The following is a 16557-nucleotide window of genomic DNA, read 5'->3' on the forward strand; positions in this document are numbered from 1 at the left end:
GATTATTTATTTAAAGATAAGTAAAGGTACGAAGTTTACTATTAGTAGGTTATTTAATTTCGGATGTTTGTTGTGTGCCTGCTTTTATTGCTTCTTCAATTGTATTGTTCAATAAGTCCTGTAAACTAATACCAGCAGCAATTGCCTGTTGAGGTAGAATACTGGCTTCGCTAAATCCGGGATTGGTATTCATTTCTATAAAGTGAGGTTCTCCATTATGGAAAATATACTCACTTCTGGAAAAACCTTTCATTTTAAGTATTTGATAAACTTTTAATGCCAGCTCTTTTACCTTCTTTTCGTCTTCTTTATTAAGTCTTGCGGGCGTTATTTCTTGAGATTTACCAAGATATTTTGCTTCATAATCAAAGAATTCATTTTCAGAAACAATTTCAGTAATTGGTAATACGGTGTCTTTTCCTTTGTAGGTTATCACTCCTACCGAAACTTCTGTTCCGCTGAGGAAAGATTCTATAATAATCTCGTCATCTTCTTTGTAGGCAATATCAATTGCTGGAAGTAGTTCTTCTTCGGTTTTAACTTTAGAAACACCATAACTGCTTCCGGCTTTATTAGCTTTTACAAAACAAGGCAATCCTACGGTATTTATGATGTTTTTTGTATTTATGAAATCTCCTTTGTTTAGAAAATAGTTTTTGGCAGTTGGGATTCCATAAGGTTTTAATACGCTGATACAATCTCTTTTATTAAAAGTAAGGGCAGCTTGATAAAAGTCGCAAGCAGTTTGTGGAATTCCGATTAACTCAAAATATGCTTGTAACAAACCGTCCTCGCCAGGTGTACCATGTACAATATTAAATGCAGCATCAAAAGTAATTTTGGAACCATCAAGATGTAAAGAGAAATCATTTTTATCAATGGTGGTTTTTTGATGATCATCATCCACATAAAACCAAGAGTCCTTTGTAATATGAACACGAAAAGCATTGTACAGATTTTTATCTAAATGCTTATACACGACATTTCCACTTTGTATAGAAATATCAAATTCACTGGAATATCCTCCCATCAGGATGGCAATATTTTTCTTCATTTAATACTGTTTACAAACAAAAATATCATTTATCTAACAACAAAAGCTAAAAAGTTTCCGTTTTTATATCTTTGCCGAAACTATCAATTGATACATGGATTTTTTTAAAGGACTTTTAAGGTTTATTTGGAGTAAAACATTTCTTATCCAACTTGTAATTGCGATTACAATGATTGTGATTCTTTGTTTCGTAGCATTACAGTGGTTAGAAAGCTCTACCAATCACGATCAGCAAATCGTAGTACCAAGCTTAAGCAAAAAAACTTTAGATGAGGTAAAAACGCTTTTAGAAGCCAAAGACTTGAGATTTGAAGTGCAGGATTCGGCTAATTTTAATCCTGATTTCCCAAGATATTCTGTTATAGAGCAAAACCCTGCAGCGGGCAATATGGTAAAGGAAAATAGAAAAATCTATGTAACGCTAAATCCTTCAGGGTACCGAAAGATTGAGGTTCCTGATGTAATTCGTAAAACCAGAAGACAAGTAGAACCAAGGTTAGTAGCATTAGGATTTAAAATTGGTTCGATAACGTATAAACCGGATCCATCTGATCAGGTACTTGAGCTTAGATATAAAGGTAAAGCACTGAAACCTGGTGATAAAATAATGAAGACTTCGACCATTGACCTTGTGGTCGGTGATGAGAGTGGAAACTTGCGACTGTCTCAATAATAAGAAATTTAGAAACAACGTACTTTTGGAAGAAAATCTAGATATTGAAGATTTAGGCCCTAACGAAGATGATCTTTATGAACATCATCGTTTTGTAGCCGGGGCAGGACAGGTACCACTGCGGGTAGATAAGTTTTTGATGAATTTTGTCGAAAACGCAACACGTAATAAAATTCAGCAAGCAGCAAAAGAAGGAAGTGTTTTTGTGAATGATGTTGCGGTAAAATCCAACCATAAGGTTAAACCTAATGATGTTGTTCGGGTTTTGTTTTCACACCCTCCTTATGAGAATTTATTAACCCCGGAGAATATTCCTCTGGATATTGTATATGAAGATGATGTGTTGTTGGTTGTTAATAAACCCGCCGGAATGGTCGTGCATCCAGGTCATGGAAATTACTCAGGAACGTTAATCAATGCTTTGATTTATCATTTTGACAACCTACCTAATAATAGTAGTGATCGTCCCGGATTAGTGCATCGTATCGATAAGGATACTAGTGGTTTATTGGTGATCGCTAAAACTGAAGAAGCCATGACGCACTTGGCTAAGCAGTTTTTTGACAAAACATCCGAGCGAGAGTATGTAGCAATTGTATGGGGCAATATGACCGAGGATGAAGGGACTATAGAAGGAAGTATAGGTCGTCACCCTAAGAACAGATTGCAGAACACTGTTTTTGAAGGAGATGAAGCTGATAAAGGAAAGCCAGCAGTTACTCATTATAAAGTCATAGAACGTTTAGGATATGTTACTTTGGTTTCTTGTCGATTAGAGACAGGAAGGACCCATCAGATTCGCGTACATATGAAGCATATAGGTCATACATTATTTAATGATGAACGCTATGGAGGAGAAAAGATTCTTAAAGGAACCACTTTTACTAAGTATAAACAGTTTGTAGAGAATTGTTTTAAAGTTTTACCAAGACAAGCTTTACATGCCAGGACTCTGGGATTCATACATCCCGTATCTGGTGAGAAAATGCATTTTGAAACTTCTGTACCAGATGATATGCAGCAATGTGCAGAGCGCTGGAGGAGTTATGCCAAGAATCAATTGACCTAGGTAGAGCAGTATTCTTCTTCTTTTTTAAAGAGTTTTTTTCTATATTAAATAAACGTTACTAAAAACTTTATTTTGAAATAAATAGGGATTGCTCACGAATTAATAGTATCTTCGCGCTTTAATTATTTATAATGAACAAAGGAACAGTAAAATTTTTTAATGACTCCAAAGGATTTGGATTCATTACAGAAGAAGGATCAAACAAAGACCATTTTGTACACATTTCAGGCTTAATCGACGAAGTTCGTGAAGGTGACGAAGTAGAGTTTGAACTTAAAGAAGGTAAAAAAGGAATGAACGCGGTAAACGTGAAAGTATTATAATATATACATTTTGACTTTTTTAAAACACAAGCCTGTCTATTTAGATAGGCTTTTTTTGTTTTCTGAGGGGATGTATACATAAAACATTTCAATACTTGAATAGACAAGAATTACCTCGACTGATTTTATTTGTCATCGCACTGTTGTATTTTTGAGAAAACAAAAGTTACCCGAATGAAAATTGTAGTATCTCCGGCAAAGTCTTTAGATTTTGAAACCACATTACCAACAGATAAATATACAGAGCCATCTTTTTTAACAGAGGCAGAAAAATTAAATACAATACTTCAGAAAAAAACACCAAAAAAATTATCTGATTTGATGAGTATCAGCGATAATTTGGCTCAACTAAATTGGCAACGAAATCAAGACTTTAGTCTTCCTTTCACCAAAGAAAATGCAAGACCTGCTGTATATGCTTTTAAGGGTGATGTATACATAGGATTAGATAGTTATACCATACCGGAAGAAAAGTTGGATGTACTGCAGGATAAACTAAGAATTCTCTCTGGTTTATATGGAATTTTAAAACCGCTGGACTTGATGCAGCCCTACAGATTAGAAATGGGGACTAAGCTCAAAGTGGGGCGCAAAAACAATCTATATGAGTTTTGGAAAAAGCAGGTTACAGAACAGCTCAATGCAGAGTTGGAAGATGACGAATTATTTGTAAATCTGGCAAGTAATGAGTATTTCAGTGTTATTGATAGAAAAGCATTAAAAGTCCCGATAATTACACCACAATTTAAGGACTGGAAAGGTGATAAATTAAAGATGATTAGTTTCTTTGCTAAAAAAGCTCGTGGTATGATGGTACGATATATAATCGATACCGGAGCAGAAACTATAGAGGATTTAAAAGGTTTTAATTATGACGGCTACGGTTTTAGCCCAGAGCAAACTACTAAACCCAATGAGTTGGTTTTTGTGAGATAACATTTAGTTCGATTTGTCATTTTCACTAATAATACATTCCATTTATAAATGCATCTAATTTTAGTATCTTCAACCCTTAGATAGATATCATAAATCATTAGATGCAAAAAATCATACACTTCCTTGATTGGATTGGCGAAAAAACAGGAACTCTAGTGAGTTGGGTTGCTGTGCTTTTGGCAATTATTATTGGATTAGATGTAATTATTCGATATGTTTTTCAGTTTACATTTATTTGGATGATCGAAACAGAAATCTATTTATTTGGGATTTTGTTTTTGGTTGGATCAGGATATACTTTCAAGTATGGAAAGCATGTGAGAGTAGATGTTTTTTATACCAAAATGTCTAAAAAAGGTAAGGCCTGGATTGATTTGCTAGGAGGCGCTTGTTTATTAATTCCCTGGTGTTATGTGGTAATTGTCTCTTCCTGGTATTATGGGTTATCTTCTTTTATGATGAATGAAGGGTCTGCACAGCCTGGAGGATTACCTGCTTTGTATGTGCTTAAGTTTTGTATCACTTTGGGTTTCGTCTTTTTGTTGCTTCAAGGTATTTCTGAGATGCTAAAATCAATACAGATCATTATTAATAAAGATAATTAATGGAGTTTTTAGCAATTGTATTATTCGTTATTATCTTTATTTTAATTCTTAAAGGATATCCGGTAGCATTTACCTTAGGAGGTATTTCTGTTGCTTTTGCCTTTGGTGTATCGATTTTTGCCCCCGACTATTTTAGTATGTCTACATTTTACTTACTGCCTTCCAGAATTATGGGAGTAGTAAATAACTATGTTCTAATGGCAGTTCCATTGTTCATTTTTATGGGGATAATGTTAGAGAAATCAGGATTAGCTCAAAGTTTACTGGAAACGATGGCAATGATGTTTGGAAGAGTACGTGGAGGATTGGCAATTTCTGTAGTCATTGTTGGGGCTTTATTGGCAGCATCCACCGGAATAGTAGGAGCAACCGTGGTGACAATGGGATTGATTAGTTTACCTACGATGCTAAAAAGAGGATACAAAACCGAGCTTGCAGTAGGAGTTATTGCTTCTTCAGGAACTTTGGGTCAGATTATTCCCCCTTCTATTGTATTGGTGCTTTTAGCAGATACAATAAATAGTTCATCGAGAGGAGCTGCATCAGTGGATGTAGGGACATTGTTTTCTGCGGCGTTACTTCCCGGACTCATATTGGTTGGACTTTATATTGTTTATATTTTAATAAAATCATTTATCCATAAAGAAGATGCCCCAAGTATTCCTGCAGAAGAAATAGCAGTTTTTAGAGGTGATAATTTTATTCCTAAAATACTTAAAGTGCTATTACTTCCTGTTCTTCTGATAGTTATTGTGTTAGGGTCAATTTTTACAGGAATTGCTTCTCCTACCGAAGCTTCTGCTATTGGAGCATTAGGAGCAACTATGTTAACCATTATTCAAAAAAAGTTTTCGTTTAAGATATTGAAAGAAGTTGCACAAGAGACCACTAGATTGACATCAATGGTGTTTTTTATATTACTAGGAGCAACTACATTTACACTGGTTTTTAGAACATTAGGAGGAGATCGATATCTTCAGGAATTAATTATGTCTTCTCAACTAACTCCTTTGATGTTTTTATTATTAGTAATGGTTGTGATTTTTATAGCAGGATTTTTTATTGACTTTATTGAGATCGTTTTTATAATAGTACCCGTGGTAACACCCATCTTTAATGCTTTTGATATGAACATGCTTTGGGTAGGAATTTTGATGGCATTGAATCTACAAACTTCCTTTCTTACTCCACCTTTTGGATTTGCATTGTTTTATCTAAAAGGCGTCGCCCCGGAAACGGTCAAAACTAGCCAAATATATAGTGGGATTATTCCTTTTATTATAATTCAATTAATCATAGTAAGTTTAGTCATATTTTTTCCGGAGATTATTTTTAATTCTAAGTAATACATTCTTAATTTATAAAAGGGTTTATTTCTCTTATGATATCGTATAAAAAATAGTTATGAGTTTTTACAAAGCAAAAATGCGGCATATTTCAGGATGGTTCTTAAATAGCATATTAGCAACTTTTTTCTTATCCTGTTTAGGAGAACCTCCTTCCAATATGAATAATCCTTCATCTTACGATGTGACGAAACCTAATAAAGTATTTCATTGGAAGATGACGACTACTTGGCCACCAAACTTTCCGGTAGTTGGAGAAGTAGCTGAGAAATATGCGGAATGGGTAGATGAACTTTCTAACGGTCAAATAAAAATCAAAGTGTATGGAGGAGGAGAGTTAGTACCTCCTCTGGAAGCTTTTGATGCAGTTTCTCAAGGAACTATTGAGATGGGGTGTGGAGCAGCGTATTACTGGGCAGGAAAAACTCCGGCAGCACAATTCTTTGCTGCAGTGCCTTTTGGAATGAATAGCCAGCAAATAACTTCTTGGTTAGAAGTAGGAGGAGGTTACGAGCTTTGGAAAAAAACCTATGCGCAATTTAATTTAGTTCCTTTTATGGGAGGAAATACGGGAGTCCAAATGGGAGGATGGTTTAATCGAGAGATTAATTCTATAGAAGATTTCAAAGGGTTGAAAATGCGTCTACCCGGAATTGGCGGAAAGGTATTGGAGAAAGCAGGAGGCGCCGCAGTGCTGGTTGCCGGAAGTGAAATTTATACAAGTTTAGAACGTGGTGTTATTGACGCTACAGAGTGGATTGGTCCTTATCACGACTATAAAATGGGGTTTCATAAAATCTCAAAATATTATTACACTCCAGGATGGCACGAAACCGGCTCTCAGTTAGAGTTTTTTATTAATAAAAATCTTCATGATGGTTTACCTCCACATTTACAAGCTGTATTACAAGCCGCATCTAAACGCGCACAAGTTTGGGTATTGTCAGAGTTTGATAAACAGAATGGAATTTATTTAGATAAGTTGGTAAATGAGGAAGGTGTGGAAATCAGAGAATTTTCTAAAGAAACGCTGGACGCATTAAGAGGCTTTACTGATGAAGCTTTACAAGAGATGATAGGAGACGACGCGCTATCAAAAGAAGTGTATGAGAGTTACTCCAGCTTTCAGAAAAGAATCTCCAAATGGTCTGAAATTACTGAAAAAGCCTACTACAATAAGATTCAGAAATAATATGCAATCAATGATTTAGACCAATTACAGATAAGCCAAATGAAACTATCAAAGACTAGTCTTCGGTAGTTTCAACTAATTCCATTTTCTTTTTTAGTCGCATATTTAAAAACTCAACTAGTAAAGAGAAAGCAATTGCAAAGTACAAATACCCTTTAGGGATTGCTCCAATTTCTTGATCAAAAATAACAGCGTGTGATAAATGCGCAGCTTCTGTAATCAGCATAAAACCAATTAAAATCAAAAATGATAGTGCTAGCAACTGCATAGATGGATGTTTGTTGATGAATTTTCTGATACCATTAGCAAAAATCATCATAATTAATATAGAAATTACCACTGCAATAATCATTAATACCAAGGCGTCCTGTGGTTTTTCTCCAATTCCGTTAGTCATACCAATAGCGGTAAGTATTGAATCTATAGAGAAGATAAAATCAATGATTAGAATTTGAACGAGTGCCTTTTTTAATGAAGTAATTTTTTTGTTTTTTAATTCATTTTCTTCCTTTTGAGGTATATCAACTTTGTCATGAATTTCGGATGTGCTTTTATATAACAAAAAGATACCTCCAAAAAATAAAATTAAGCTTTGCCAACTAATACCAATACTTAGCCAAGAGTTGTCAATAGTGTAAAAAGGTTCTTTTAATGCTACAAGATAGGAAACACCTAACAGTAAAATAATTCTTTGAACCATGGCAAGAATTAAACCCCAATTGGTAGCTGTTTTTTGTTGGTGAGCTGGTAGTTTACTTGCTGCAATAGAGATGAAAACAATATTATCAATACCTAAGATGATTTCTAAAAAGGTCAGGGTTAATAATGCTACCCAAGCATCTGCGTTTGTTAGTATATCTAGCATTTGACTCGAAGATTTGTACGAAGTAAAACAAAAAAATACAATTCCAATAGTCAGAATTGTATTTTTTTAAGTGAGTTAACAATGAAATTTGAAATGATCTATTTTTACATTTTATCAATTTCTTCTTTCAGTTCTTCCTTTGTTTTTCCTGTTTTTTCCTGAAGTTTGCCTAACATTTCATCAAATTTACCCTCAGAATATGTAGTGTCATTATCAGTGACTTTTCCATATTTTTGTTTGAACTTTCCTTTTACTTGTTTCCATTTACCTTCTAACTGATCAGTGTTCATAATATTGAGTTTTATGTTATTATTTTATTGTACAGCAATATCTCTGTAATAAGCAATACATCTTAACTCAATTAAAATATTTATTGATCATAATGATATTTATAGCCTTATATGTTTTATTAATTATTGAAGAGTTTATATCTTATTGAAAATTAGTTATCTATTGTTTCATTCGAGTAATTAATTCGGATAAAAATTATTTATAACTTGATAATAATTACGTTGCAAAGAATTTATCTAATCCATATCTTCGCAGCGAATGTTCGCTAAATATTATTTAAACACAAAATCATTACCATGCAAATCAAAAAGGTTTTAGTTGCCAATCGAGGGGAAATAGCTATCAGAATTTTTAGAGCTTGTACAGAAATTGGCTTACAAACCGTAGGAGTTTATACCTATGAAGATAGATATTCATTACATCGATATAAAGCAGATGAAGCATATCAAATCGGAGCAGATAATGAACCTTTAAAACCTTATTTAAATATTGATGCAATCATTAAGGTTGCAAAAAGTAACAATGTAGATGCTATACATCCCGGATATGGTTTTCTTTCTGAAAATGCAGATTTTGCGCAAAGATGTCAGGAAAACGATATCATCTTTATAGGGCCCAAAGTATCTGTACTTCGTTCCTTAGGAGATAAGATAATGGCAAAAGAAGTAGCGATTGCTAATGATATTCCAATTATTCAAAGTAATAAAGAAGATCTGACTAATGTAAAAATTGCTATCAAGGAAGCTAAACGAATTGGTTTTCCTGTGATGCTAAAAGCGGCTTCTGGAGGAGGAGGTAGAGGAATGCGAGTGATCAGAAGTGTAGAGGAGTTAGAAAAAGCATATCCAGAATCTCAAAGAGAGGCCCTAAACGCATTTGGCGATGACACCGTTTTTCTTGAGAAGTTTGTTGAGAACCCTAAACACATAGAGATACAGATCGTAGCTGATCATCATGGTAATATGGTGCATCTTTTTGAGCGAGACTGCTCTGTACAAAGACGTTATCAAAAAGTGATTGAGTATGCTCCCTCTTTTGGTGTAGAACAGAAAATTCTTGATAATTTATATCAGTATGCTTTAACAATCTGTAAAGCGGTTGATTATAATAATATAGGTACTGTAGAGTTTTTAGTAGATGATGATGGAAGTATTTATTTCATAGAAGTAAATCCTCGAGTACAGGTTGAGCATACAGTTACCGAAATAGTAACAGGTATTGATTTAATCAAAGCACAAATCTTTATCGCAGGTGGTTATAAACTATCAGATAAACAGATCAAGATAGAAAGTCAGGAGAGTCTTAAAATAAACGGATATGCTGTGCAATGTAGAATCACCACCGAAGATCCCGAGAATGATTTTAAACCAGACTACGGAACCATTACTACGTATAGAAGCGCCTCAGGATTTGGTATTCGATTAGATGCAGGAAGTGTATATCAAGGAGTTACGATTTCTCCATTTTTTGATTCTATGCTGGTAAAGGTTTCTGCTAATAGTAGAACTTTGGATGGGGCCTGTAGAAAGATGCGTAGAGCGCTTTCAGAATTTAGAATTCGAGGTGTAAAAACCAATATGCCATTTTTGGATAATATCCTTCAGCACGAAACTTTTAGAAAAGGAGCAGTCACGGTTAATTTTATAAGAGATACAAAAGCATTATTCACAATTAAAGAATCTCGAAATCGGGCAACCAAATTGGCGAATTTTTTAGGAGACATTATTGTGAACGGTAATCCTGATGTAAAAACCATGGATCCAACAAAGACTTTCGTTTTGCCTAAAGTTCCGGAATTCGATCGATCTAATGGATATAAAAAAGGAACGAAAGATTTATTAACAGAGTTAGGTCCTGAAAAATTTGCTGCCTGGTTAAAAAATGAAAAGAAAGTTCACTTTACGGATACCACTATGCGGGATGCACATCAGAGTTTATTGGCAACCAGAATGCGTACCTATGATATGCAAAAAGTGGCCGAAGGGTTTGCAAAAAACCATCCAGAAGTCTTTAGTATGGAGGTTTGGGGAGGAGCCACGTTTGATGTATGTCTTCGATTTTTAAGAGAAAATCCTTGGGAGCGCCTTCGTGCTTTGAGAGAAGCCATGCCTAACTTATTGTTACAGATGTTAATTCGTGGATCAAACGGTGTTGGATATACAGCGTATCCTGATAACCTAATCGGTAAGTTTGTAGAACAATCGTGGGAGAATGGAGTAGATGTCTTCAGAATCTTTGATTCGCTAAACTGGATGAAATCGATTGCACCTTGTATCGAACATGTAAGAACTCGCACACAGGGCCTGGCTGAAGGTTCTTTATGCTATACAGGAGATATTTTAGATCCTAAACGAACTAAATATACTTTAGAATACTATGTTCAGCTAGCAAAAGATATTGAGAATGCCGGAGCACATATTCTTGGAATAAAGGACATGGCTGGTTTATTGAAGCCGTATGCAGCGTACGAGTTGGTTTCTGCATTGAAGTCTGAAATCAATATTCCGATTCATTTACATACGCATGATACCTCTTCTGTACAATCAGCTACTTATCTAAAGGCGATTGAAGCAGGAGTAGATGTAGTAGATGTAGCTTTAGGAGGACTTTCTGGATTAACTGCACAACCTAATTTTAACGCAATTATGGAAATGTTGAAGTTCCACGATCGCGAAAACCCTATGGATACAACAAAATTAAATGAATATTCTAATTATTGGGAAGCCGTTCGCGAATATTATTATGTGTTCGAATCCGGTCTGAAAGCCGGAACCGGTGAGGTATATCAACATGAAATTCCGGGAGGACAATATTCTAATCTAAAACCGCAAGCTCAAGGATTGGGATTGGCAGATCGTTTTCACGAGATTACCAAAATGTATGGAGAAGTAAATACCCTTTTTGGTGATATTGTAAAAGTAACACCAAGTTCTAAAGTAGTAGGTGATATGGCTCAATATCTAGTGAGTAATAATCTAACCATCGAAGATGTCAAGGAAAGAGGCGAGACTATTTCTTTTCCTCAATCTGTAGTTAGCTTATTCAAGGGAGAATTAGGGCAACCTGAAGGAGGATTTCCTAAAGATCTTCAAAAATCAATATTAAAAGATCAGAAACCTTTTACCAATAGACCCAATGCCCATTTGGAACCTGTGGATTTTGAAACAGAGTTCAAAGACTTCGTAAAAGTTTTTAAGAAAGGAATGGGGAGAGAACTGGATATAACAGATTTTCTTTCTTATAAACTATACCCAAAAGTATTTACAGGAGCCTATAACCACCACGTTAAGTATGGCAATGTAATGAACATTCCTACTAAAAACTTCTTTTATGGAATGACTCCTGGAGAAGAAATCATCATAGAACTAGATAAAGGAAAGATTTTATTGATTGAGTTAATATCAATTGGAGAGCCTCACGATGACGGAATGGTAACTGTATTCTTTAAAGTGAATGGACAAACTAGAAATGTAGAGATTAAGGATAACTCCATCAAGGTAGATAAAGTTATACATGCTAAAGTTGATAAGACTGATGCTAAACAGATAGGAGCGCCGTTACAAGGGTCTTTATCTTCGGTATTAGTAAAAAATGGTCAGGAAGTGAAGAAGAATGATCCATTATTTATCATAGAAGCGATGAAAATGGAAACTACCATAACAGCCAATGAAGATGCTATCATCAAGAAAATTGTATTGAAATCCGGAACAATGGTTGAAGCTGATGATTTAGTGATTACTTTAAAATAAAACTTAATAATCATAAAATAGAAAAGTCTCTCAGGAAACTGAGAGACTTTTCTATTTTATAGTGTATTTACTATTCTTTATTCTTTAATGATTCGTCTTATGGCGTTTCCTTTTTCTCCTTCAATATTTATAAAATATACTCCGGAATTTAATTGGGAAATATCAAAAGAGCTAGTATTTGTTTCGAACACTTTCTTGCCTATTACATTATAGATTGTTGCTTTTTTTATCGGAATGGATATATTGACCATACCTGTAGTTGGAACAGGGTATATGCGTAATTTATTATTCAGAAGCTCTTGTTCATCAACACTAAAAGTTTCTACCAAAAAGCAGGAAGATCTTTGAGTACAGCCATTTACTGTGATTTCTACTGCATAATTACCATTTTCAGTTGCCGTAAATGACTGATTTACTTCTCCTGATAAAGGTGTATCGGTATCACAATCAATCCATTGATAGGATGCTCCTGCTGTATTAGCCGTAAAAATAGGCATAAGAGAATCATCTACTGAAGCATCTGGTAGATCAAATACTTCTATGTCATCTGATGCGGTATCGGTACATCCATTAGCATTGGTAAAGCTATAGGTGATAGTGTGAACACCTGCACCAGCTGTAGTCGGATCAAAAGAATAGGTCATTCCGTTACCATCATCGGTTACTCCAGTTCCTGAATAAACTCCACCAGTTGGAGTAGCTCCACCTAATCCGTTTTGTACACCTGCATCAATACAGAGATCAGCCGGAGTAGTAAAAGTTACTGTTGGTAAATCAAATACTTCCAAAGTATCAGAAGCTGTATTTGCGCATCCGTTGGCATTGGTAAAGCTATAGGTTATGGTATGAACACCTGCACCAGATGTAGTCGGATCAAAAGAATAGGTCATTCCGTTACCATCATCGGTAACTCCGGTTCCTGAATAGACTCCACCAGTTGGGGTTCCCCCACCCAATCCGTTTTGTATACCTGCATCAATGCAGAGATCAGCCAAAGCAGTAAAGGTTACCGTTGGTAGATCAAATACTTCTATAGTATCAGAAGCTGTATTTGCGCATCCGTTGGTATTGGTAAAGCTATAGGTTATGATGTGAACACCTGCACCAGCTGTAGTCGGATCAAAAGAATAAGTCATTCCGTTACCATCATCGGTTATTCCGGTTCCTGAATAGACTCCACCAGTTGGGGTTCCCCCACCCAATCCGTTTTGTATACCTGCATCAATACAGAGATCTACCGGAGCGGTAAATGTCACTGTTGGTAAATCAAATACTTCTATATCATCTGATGCTGTATCGGTACATCCATTGGCATTGTTAAAGCTATAGGTTATGGTGTGAACACCTGCACCAGCTGTAGTCGGATCAAAAGAATAGGTCATTCCGTTACCATCATCGGTTACTCCGGTTCCTGAATAGACTCCACCAGTTGGGGTTCCTCCACCTAATCCGTTTTGTACACCTGCATCAATACAGAGATTTGCCGGAGCGGTAAATGTCACTGTTGGTAAATCAAATACTTCTATATCATCTGATGCTGTATTGGTACATCCGTTGGCATTGGTAAAGCTATAGGTTATGGTGTGAACACCTGCACCAGCTGTAGTCGGATCAAAAGAATAGGTCATTCCGTTACCATCATCGGTTACTCCGGTTCCTGAATAGACTCCACCAGTTGGGGATCCTCCACCCAATCCGTTTTGTATACCTGCATCAATACAGAGGTCAGCCAGAGCAGTAAAGGTTACCGTTGGTAGATCAAATACTTCTATGTCATCAGATGCTATATTGATACATCCGTTGGCATTGGTAAAGCTATAGGTTATGGTGTGAACACCTGTACCAGCTGTAGTCGGATCAAAAGAATAGGTCATTCCGTTACCATCATCGGTTACTCCGGTTCCTGAATAGACTCCACCAGTTGGGGTTCCGCCACCTAATCCATTTTGTACACCTGCATCAATACAGAGATCAGCCAAAGCAGTAAAGGTTACCGTTGGTAGATCAAATACTTCTATGTCATCTGATGCTGTATTGGCACATCCATTGGCATTGGTAAAGCTGTAACTTATGGTATGCACACCCACACCGGCTGTAGTCGGATCAAAAGAATAGGTCATTCCGTTACCATCATCGGTTACTCCGGTTCCTGAATAAACTCCACCAGTTGGGGTTCCTCCACCCAATCCGTTTTGTACACCTGCATCAATACATAAATCTACCGGAGCTGTCAATGTCACTGTTGGTAGATCAAATACTTCAATAGTATCCGAAGCAGTATTGGCACATCCATTAGCATTTGTAAAACTATAGGTGATAGTATGAACACCTGCACCAGCTGTAGTCGGATCAAAAGAATAGGTCAATCCATTACCGTCATCGGTAACTCCGTTTCCAGAATACGTTCCACCCGTTGGAGTTGCACCACCTAATCCGTTTTGTATACCTGCATCAATACAGAGGTCAGCCAGAGCAGTAAAGGTTACCGTTGGTAGATCAAATACTTCTATGTCATCAGATGCTGTATTGGTACATCCATTAGCATTTGTAAAACTATAGGTGATAGTATGAACACCTGCACCAGCTGTAGTCGGATCAAAAGAATAGGTCATTCCGTTACCATCATCGGTTACTCCGGTTCCTGAATAGACTCCACCAGTTGGGGTTCCTCCACCCAATCCGTTTTGTATACCTGCATCAATACAGAGATCTACTGGAGCGGTAAATGTCACTGTTGGTAAATCAAATACTTCTATATCATCTGATGCTGTATTTGTACATCCATTAGCATTTGTAAAACTATAGGTGATAGTATGAACACCTGCACCAGCTGTAGTCGGATCAAAAGAATAGGTCATTCCGTTACCATCATCGGTTACTCCGGTTCCTGAATAAACTCCACCAGTTGGGGTTCCTCCACCCAATCCGTTTTGTACACCTGCATCAATACATAAATCTACCGGAGCTGTCAATGTCACTGTTGGTAGATCAAATACTTCTATATCATCGGATGCTGTATTGATACATCCGTTGGCATTGGTAAAGCTATAGGTTATGGTGTGAACACCTGCACCAGCTGTAGTCGGATCAAAAGAATAGGTCATTCCGTTACCATCATCGGTTACTCCAGTTCCTGAATAAACTCCACCAGTTGGGGTTCCATCACCTAATCCGTTTTGTACACCTGCATCAATACAGAGATCTGCCGGAGCAGTAAAAGTTACTGTTGGCACATCAAATACTTCTATGGTGTCATTAGCACTGTCACTACAAGTGCCAGCACTTGTATAGTTGATTATATGAGTACCTAGACCTGCAATCGCAGGATCAAAAGAATAGGTCATTCCGTTACCATCATCCGTGACACCAGGACCTGAATATATTCCTCCAGTTGGGGTTCCTCCACCTAATCCGTTTTGTACACCTGCATCTAAACATAGATCTGATGGAGCTGTATAGGTAACAATATCATTTGCAGTAACATTGACATTGACGGTTCCGCAGGAACCAGGAATTACACACAAACCACCTTCTCCTCTAACAAAATAGGTAGTACTTGGCACAGATGGTGATACTACAAATGAATTAGATGTGGTAGATCCAATTTCAGTACCACCACAAGATCCTGTGTATATATGCCAAGCTGTTGCATCGTTAAGGTTTCCAGAAATAGTAAGTGTGGCATTATTGCCGTCACAAATTGTTGATGGAGCAAAAGTTACCATCGGTACATCTGGATCAGTACATGGAATAGCAGTAAGATCCAATGAGAATAATAAATCAGTTCCGGGTTGAGCAATTCCCGCAGAATAGCGTTGTCCATTTGGATAATCAGGATCAGCCTCATTATCGAACACGATAAGTGCGGTACTCGATATATCGAATGTGTATTGCTGTCCAGCTATTAGGACTATATTTAATGAAGAAAAATCAAATACGGAATAGTCGTTTGCAAAATCTGTTGAAGGAAATGTAGTTTGATTAAGTAAAGTTCCCAAAACAGATCCGCCATAACCTTCACCACTACGTATAGTGACTGTTGCATTTGCACTATTGTTTAGTGCTGGAACGCCAATAGTGTTTAAAATTCCGTTACAAGTAGGTGTAAAACTTTGGCCAGATGAACCATCAACTGCACCATTAGTTACGCCAACAAGAGTTTCATCAATATTTTCTGTGGAACATTGACCATTGCTAGTATGTGCAATAAAGAATATTGCAATTACAAGTATAATTTTTTTCACTTTCTAAGTGTTTTTAAATACACCTTTTTGAGTTGTCAACACTTTGTTTAAAAGTTATTAACAATGTAGATCGGGGGCTTATTTATATAAGGATGTCTACTATTATGACTCTAAGGTTATTAAATGTTTACGGCGTAAAGATATATAATTATTTTTTGTTAATAACTTTAACGATAAAATACATTTACCTTGTAGGTTAATTCGGTCAAT

General features: G+C 36.2%; 12 protein-coding genes. 8 read left to right on the plus strand and 4 right to left on the minus strand.

What is annotated here, in order from left to right; translation table 11 throughout:
- Window positions 1–49: 49 nt before the first annotated feature.
- Window positions 50–1054 (minus strand): D-alanine--D-alanine ligase, encoded by a 1005-nt coding sequence (locus tag ACFSR1_RS21280; protein ID WP_378295048.1) that lies wholly within the window; start codon window positions 1052–1054, stop codon window positions 50–52.
- A 94-nt stretch (window positions 1055–1148) separates the two neighbouring features.
- On the opposite strand from ACFSR1_RS21280, the gene ACFSR1_RS21285 reads away from it, so the two are divergent.
- The 7 genes from ACFSR1_RS21285 (at window position 1149) to ACFSR1_RS21315 (ending at window position 7198) form a co-directional block, all read left to right on the plus strand.
- Window positions 1149–1727: a PASTA domain-containing protein gene (locus tag ACFSR1_RS21285; RefSeq protein WP_378295049.1), complete on the plus strand. Its 579-nt coding sequence runs from the start codon at window positions 1149–1151 to the stop codon at window positions 1725–1727.
- 25 nt (window positions 1728–1752) lie between these two features.
- Complete coding sequence (locus tag ACFSR1_RS21290; protein WP_378295050.1) at window positions 1753–2796, plus strand: RluA family pseudouridine synthase; 1044 nt, start codon at window positions 1753–1755, stop codon at window positions 2794–2796.
- A 131-nt stretch (window positions 2797–2927) separates the two neighbouring features.
- Window positions 2928–3119, plus strand: a complete 192-nt coding sequence (locus tag ACFSR1_RS21295; protein WP_027392365.1) for a cold-shock protein — start codon at window positions 2928–2930, stop codon at window positions 3117–3119.
- Window positions 3120–3293: 174 nt separating this feature from the next.
- Entirely contained in the window at window positions 3294–4055 is a 762-nt protein-coding gene (gene yaaA / locus ACFSR1_RS21300; protein WP_378295051.1) for a peroxide stress protein YaaA, read from the plus strand.
- A 101-nt stretch (window positions 4056–4156) separates the two neighbouring features.
- Window positions 4157–4660: a TRAP transporter small permease subunit gene (locus ACFSR1_RS21305; RefSeq protein WP_378295052.1), complete on the plus strand. Its 504-nt coding sequence runs from the start codon at window positions 4157–4159 to the stop codon at window positions 4658–4660.
- On the plus strand, window positions 4660–6006 hold the full coding sequence (locus tag ACFSR1_RS21310; protein ID WP_378295053.1) for a TRAP transporter large permease: 1347 nt from the start codon (window positions 4660–4662) through the stop codon (window positions 6004–6006). Before ACFSR1_RS21305 ends, ACFSR1_RS21310 begins: the two co-directional genes overlap by 1 nt.
- Before the next feature lie 58 nt (window positions 6007–6064).
- Window positions 6065–7198 carry a TRAP transporter substrate-binding protein gene (locus ACFSR1_RS21315; protein ID WP_378295054.1) on the plus strand — a complete coding sequence of 378 codons (1134 nt, stop codon included), beginning with the start codon at window positions 6065–6067 and terminating at the stop codon, window positions 7196–7198.
- Window positions 7199–7253: 55 nt separating this feature from the next.
- Here ACFSR1_RS21315 and ACFSR1_RS21320 read toward each other — a convergent pair whose 3' ends face one another.
- Together ACFSR1_RS21320 and ACFSR1_RS21325 are read right to left on the minus strand one after the other, a co-directional pair.
- Window positions 7254–8063 carry a TerC family protein gene (locus ACFSR1_RS21320; protein WP_378295055.1) on the minus strand — a complete coding sequence of 270 codons (810 nt, stop codon included), beginning with the start codon at window positions 8061–8063 and terminating at the stop codon, window positions 7254–7256.
- A gap of 104 nt (window positions 8064–8167) precedes the next feature.
- Window positions 8168–8353 (minus strand): CsbD family protein, encoded by a 186-nt coding sequence (locus tag ACFSR1_RS21325; RefSeq protein WP_378295056.1) that lies wholly within the window; start codon window positions 8351–8353, stop codon window positions 8168–8170.
- A 297-nt stretch (window positions 8354–8650) separates the two neighbouring features.
- Between ACFSR1_RS21325 and ACFSR1_RS21330 the strand changes: the two genes are divergently transcribed.
- Window positions 8651–12103, plus strand: a complete 3453-nt coding sequence (locus ACFSR1_RS21330) for a pyruvate carboxylase (RefSeq protein WP_378295057.1) — start codon at window positions 8651–8653, stop codon at window positions 12101–12103.
- A gap of 77 nt (window positions 12104–12180) precedes the next feature.
- On the opposite strand, the gene ACFSR1_RS21335 is transcribed toward ACFSR1_RS21330, so the two are convergent.
- Window positions 12181–16347 carry a T9SS type A sorting domain-containing protein gene (locus ACFSR1_RS21335; protein ID WP_378295058.1) on the minus strand — a complete coding sequence of 1389 codons (4167 nt, stop codon included), beginning with the start codon at window positions 16345–16347 and terminating at the stop codon, window positions 12181–12183.
- Between the last annotated feature and the right edge of the window lie 210 nt (window positions 16348–16557).

Origin of the sequence: Aquimarina rubra (assembly GCF_042684305.1) — a bacterium.
GTDB lineage: Bacteria > Bacteroidota > Bacteroidia > Flavobacteriales > Flavobacteriaceae > Aquimarina > Aquimarina rubra.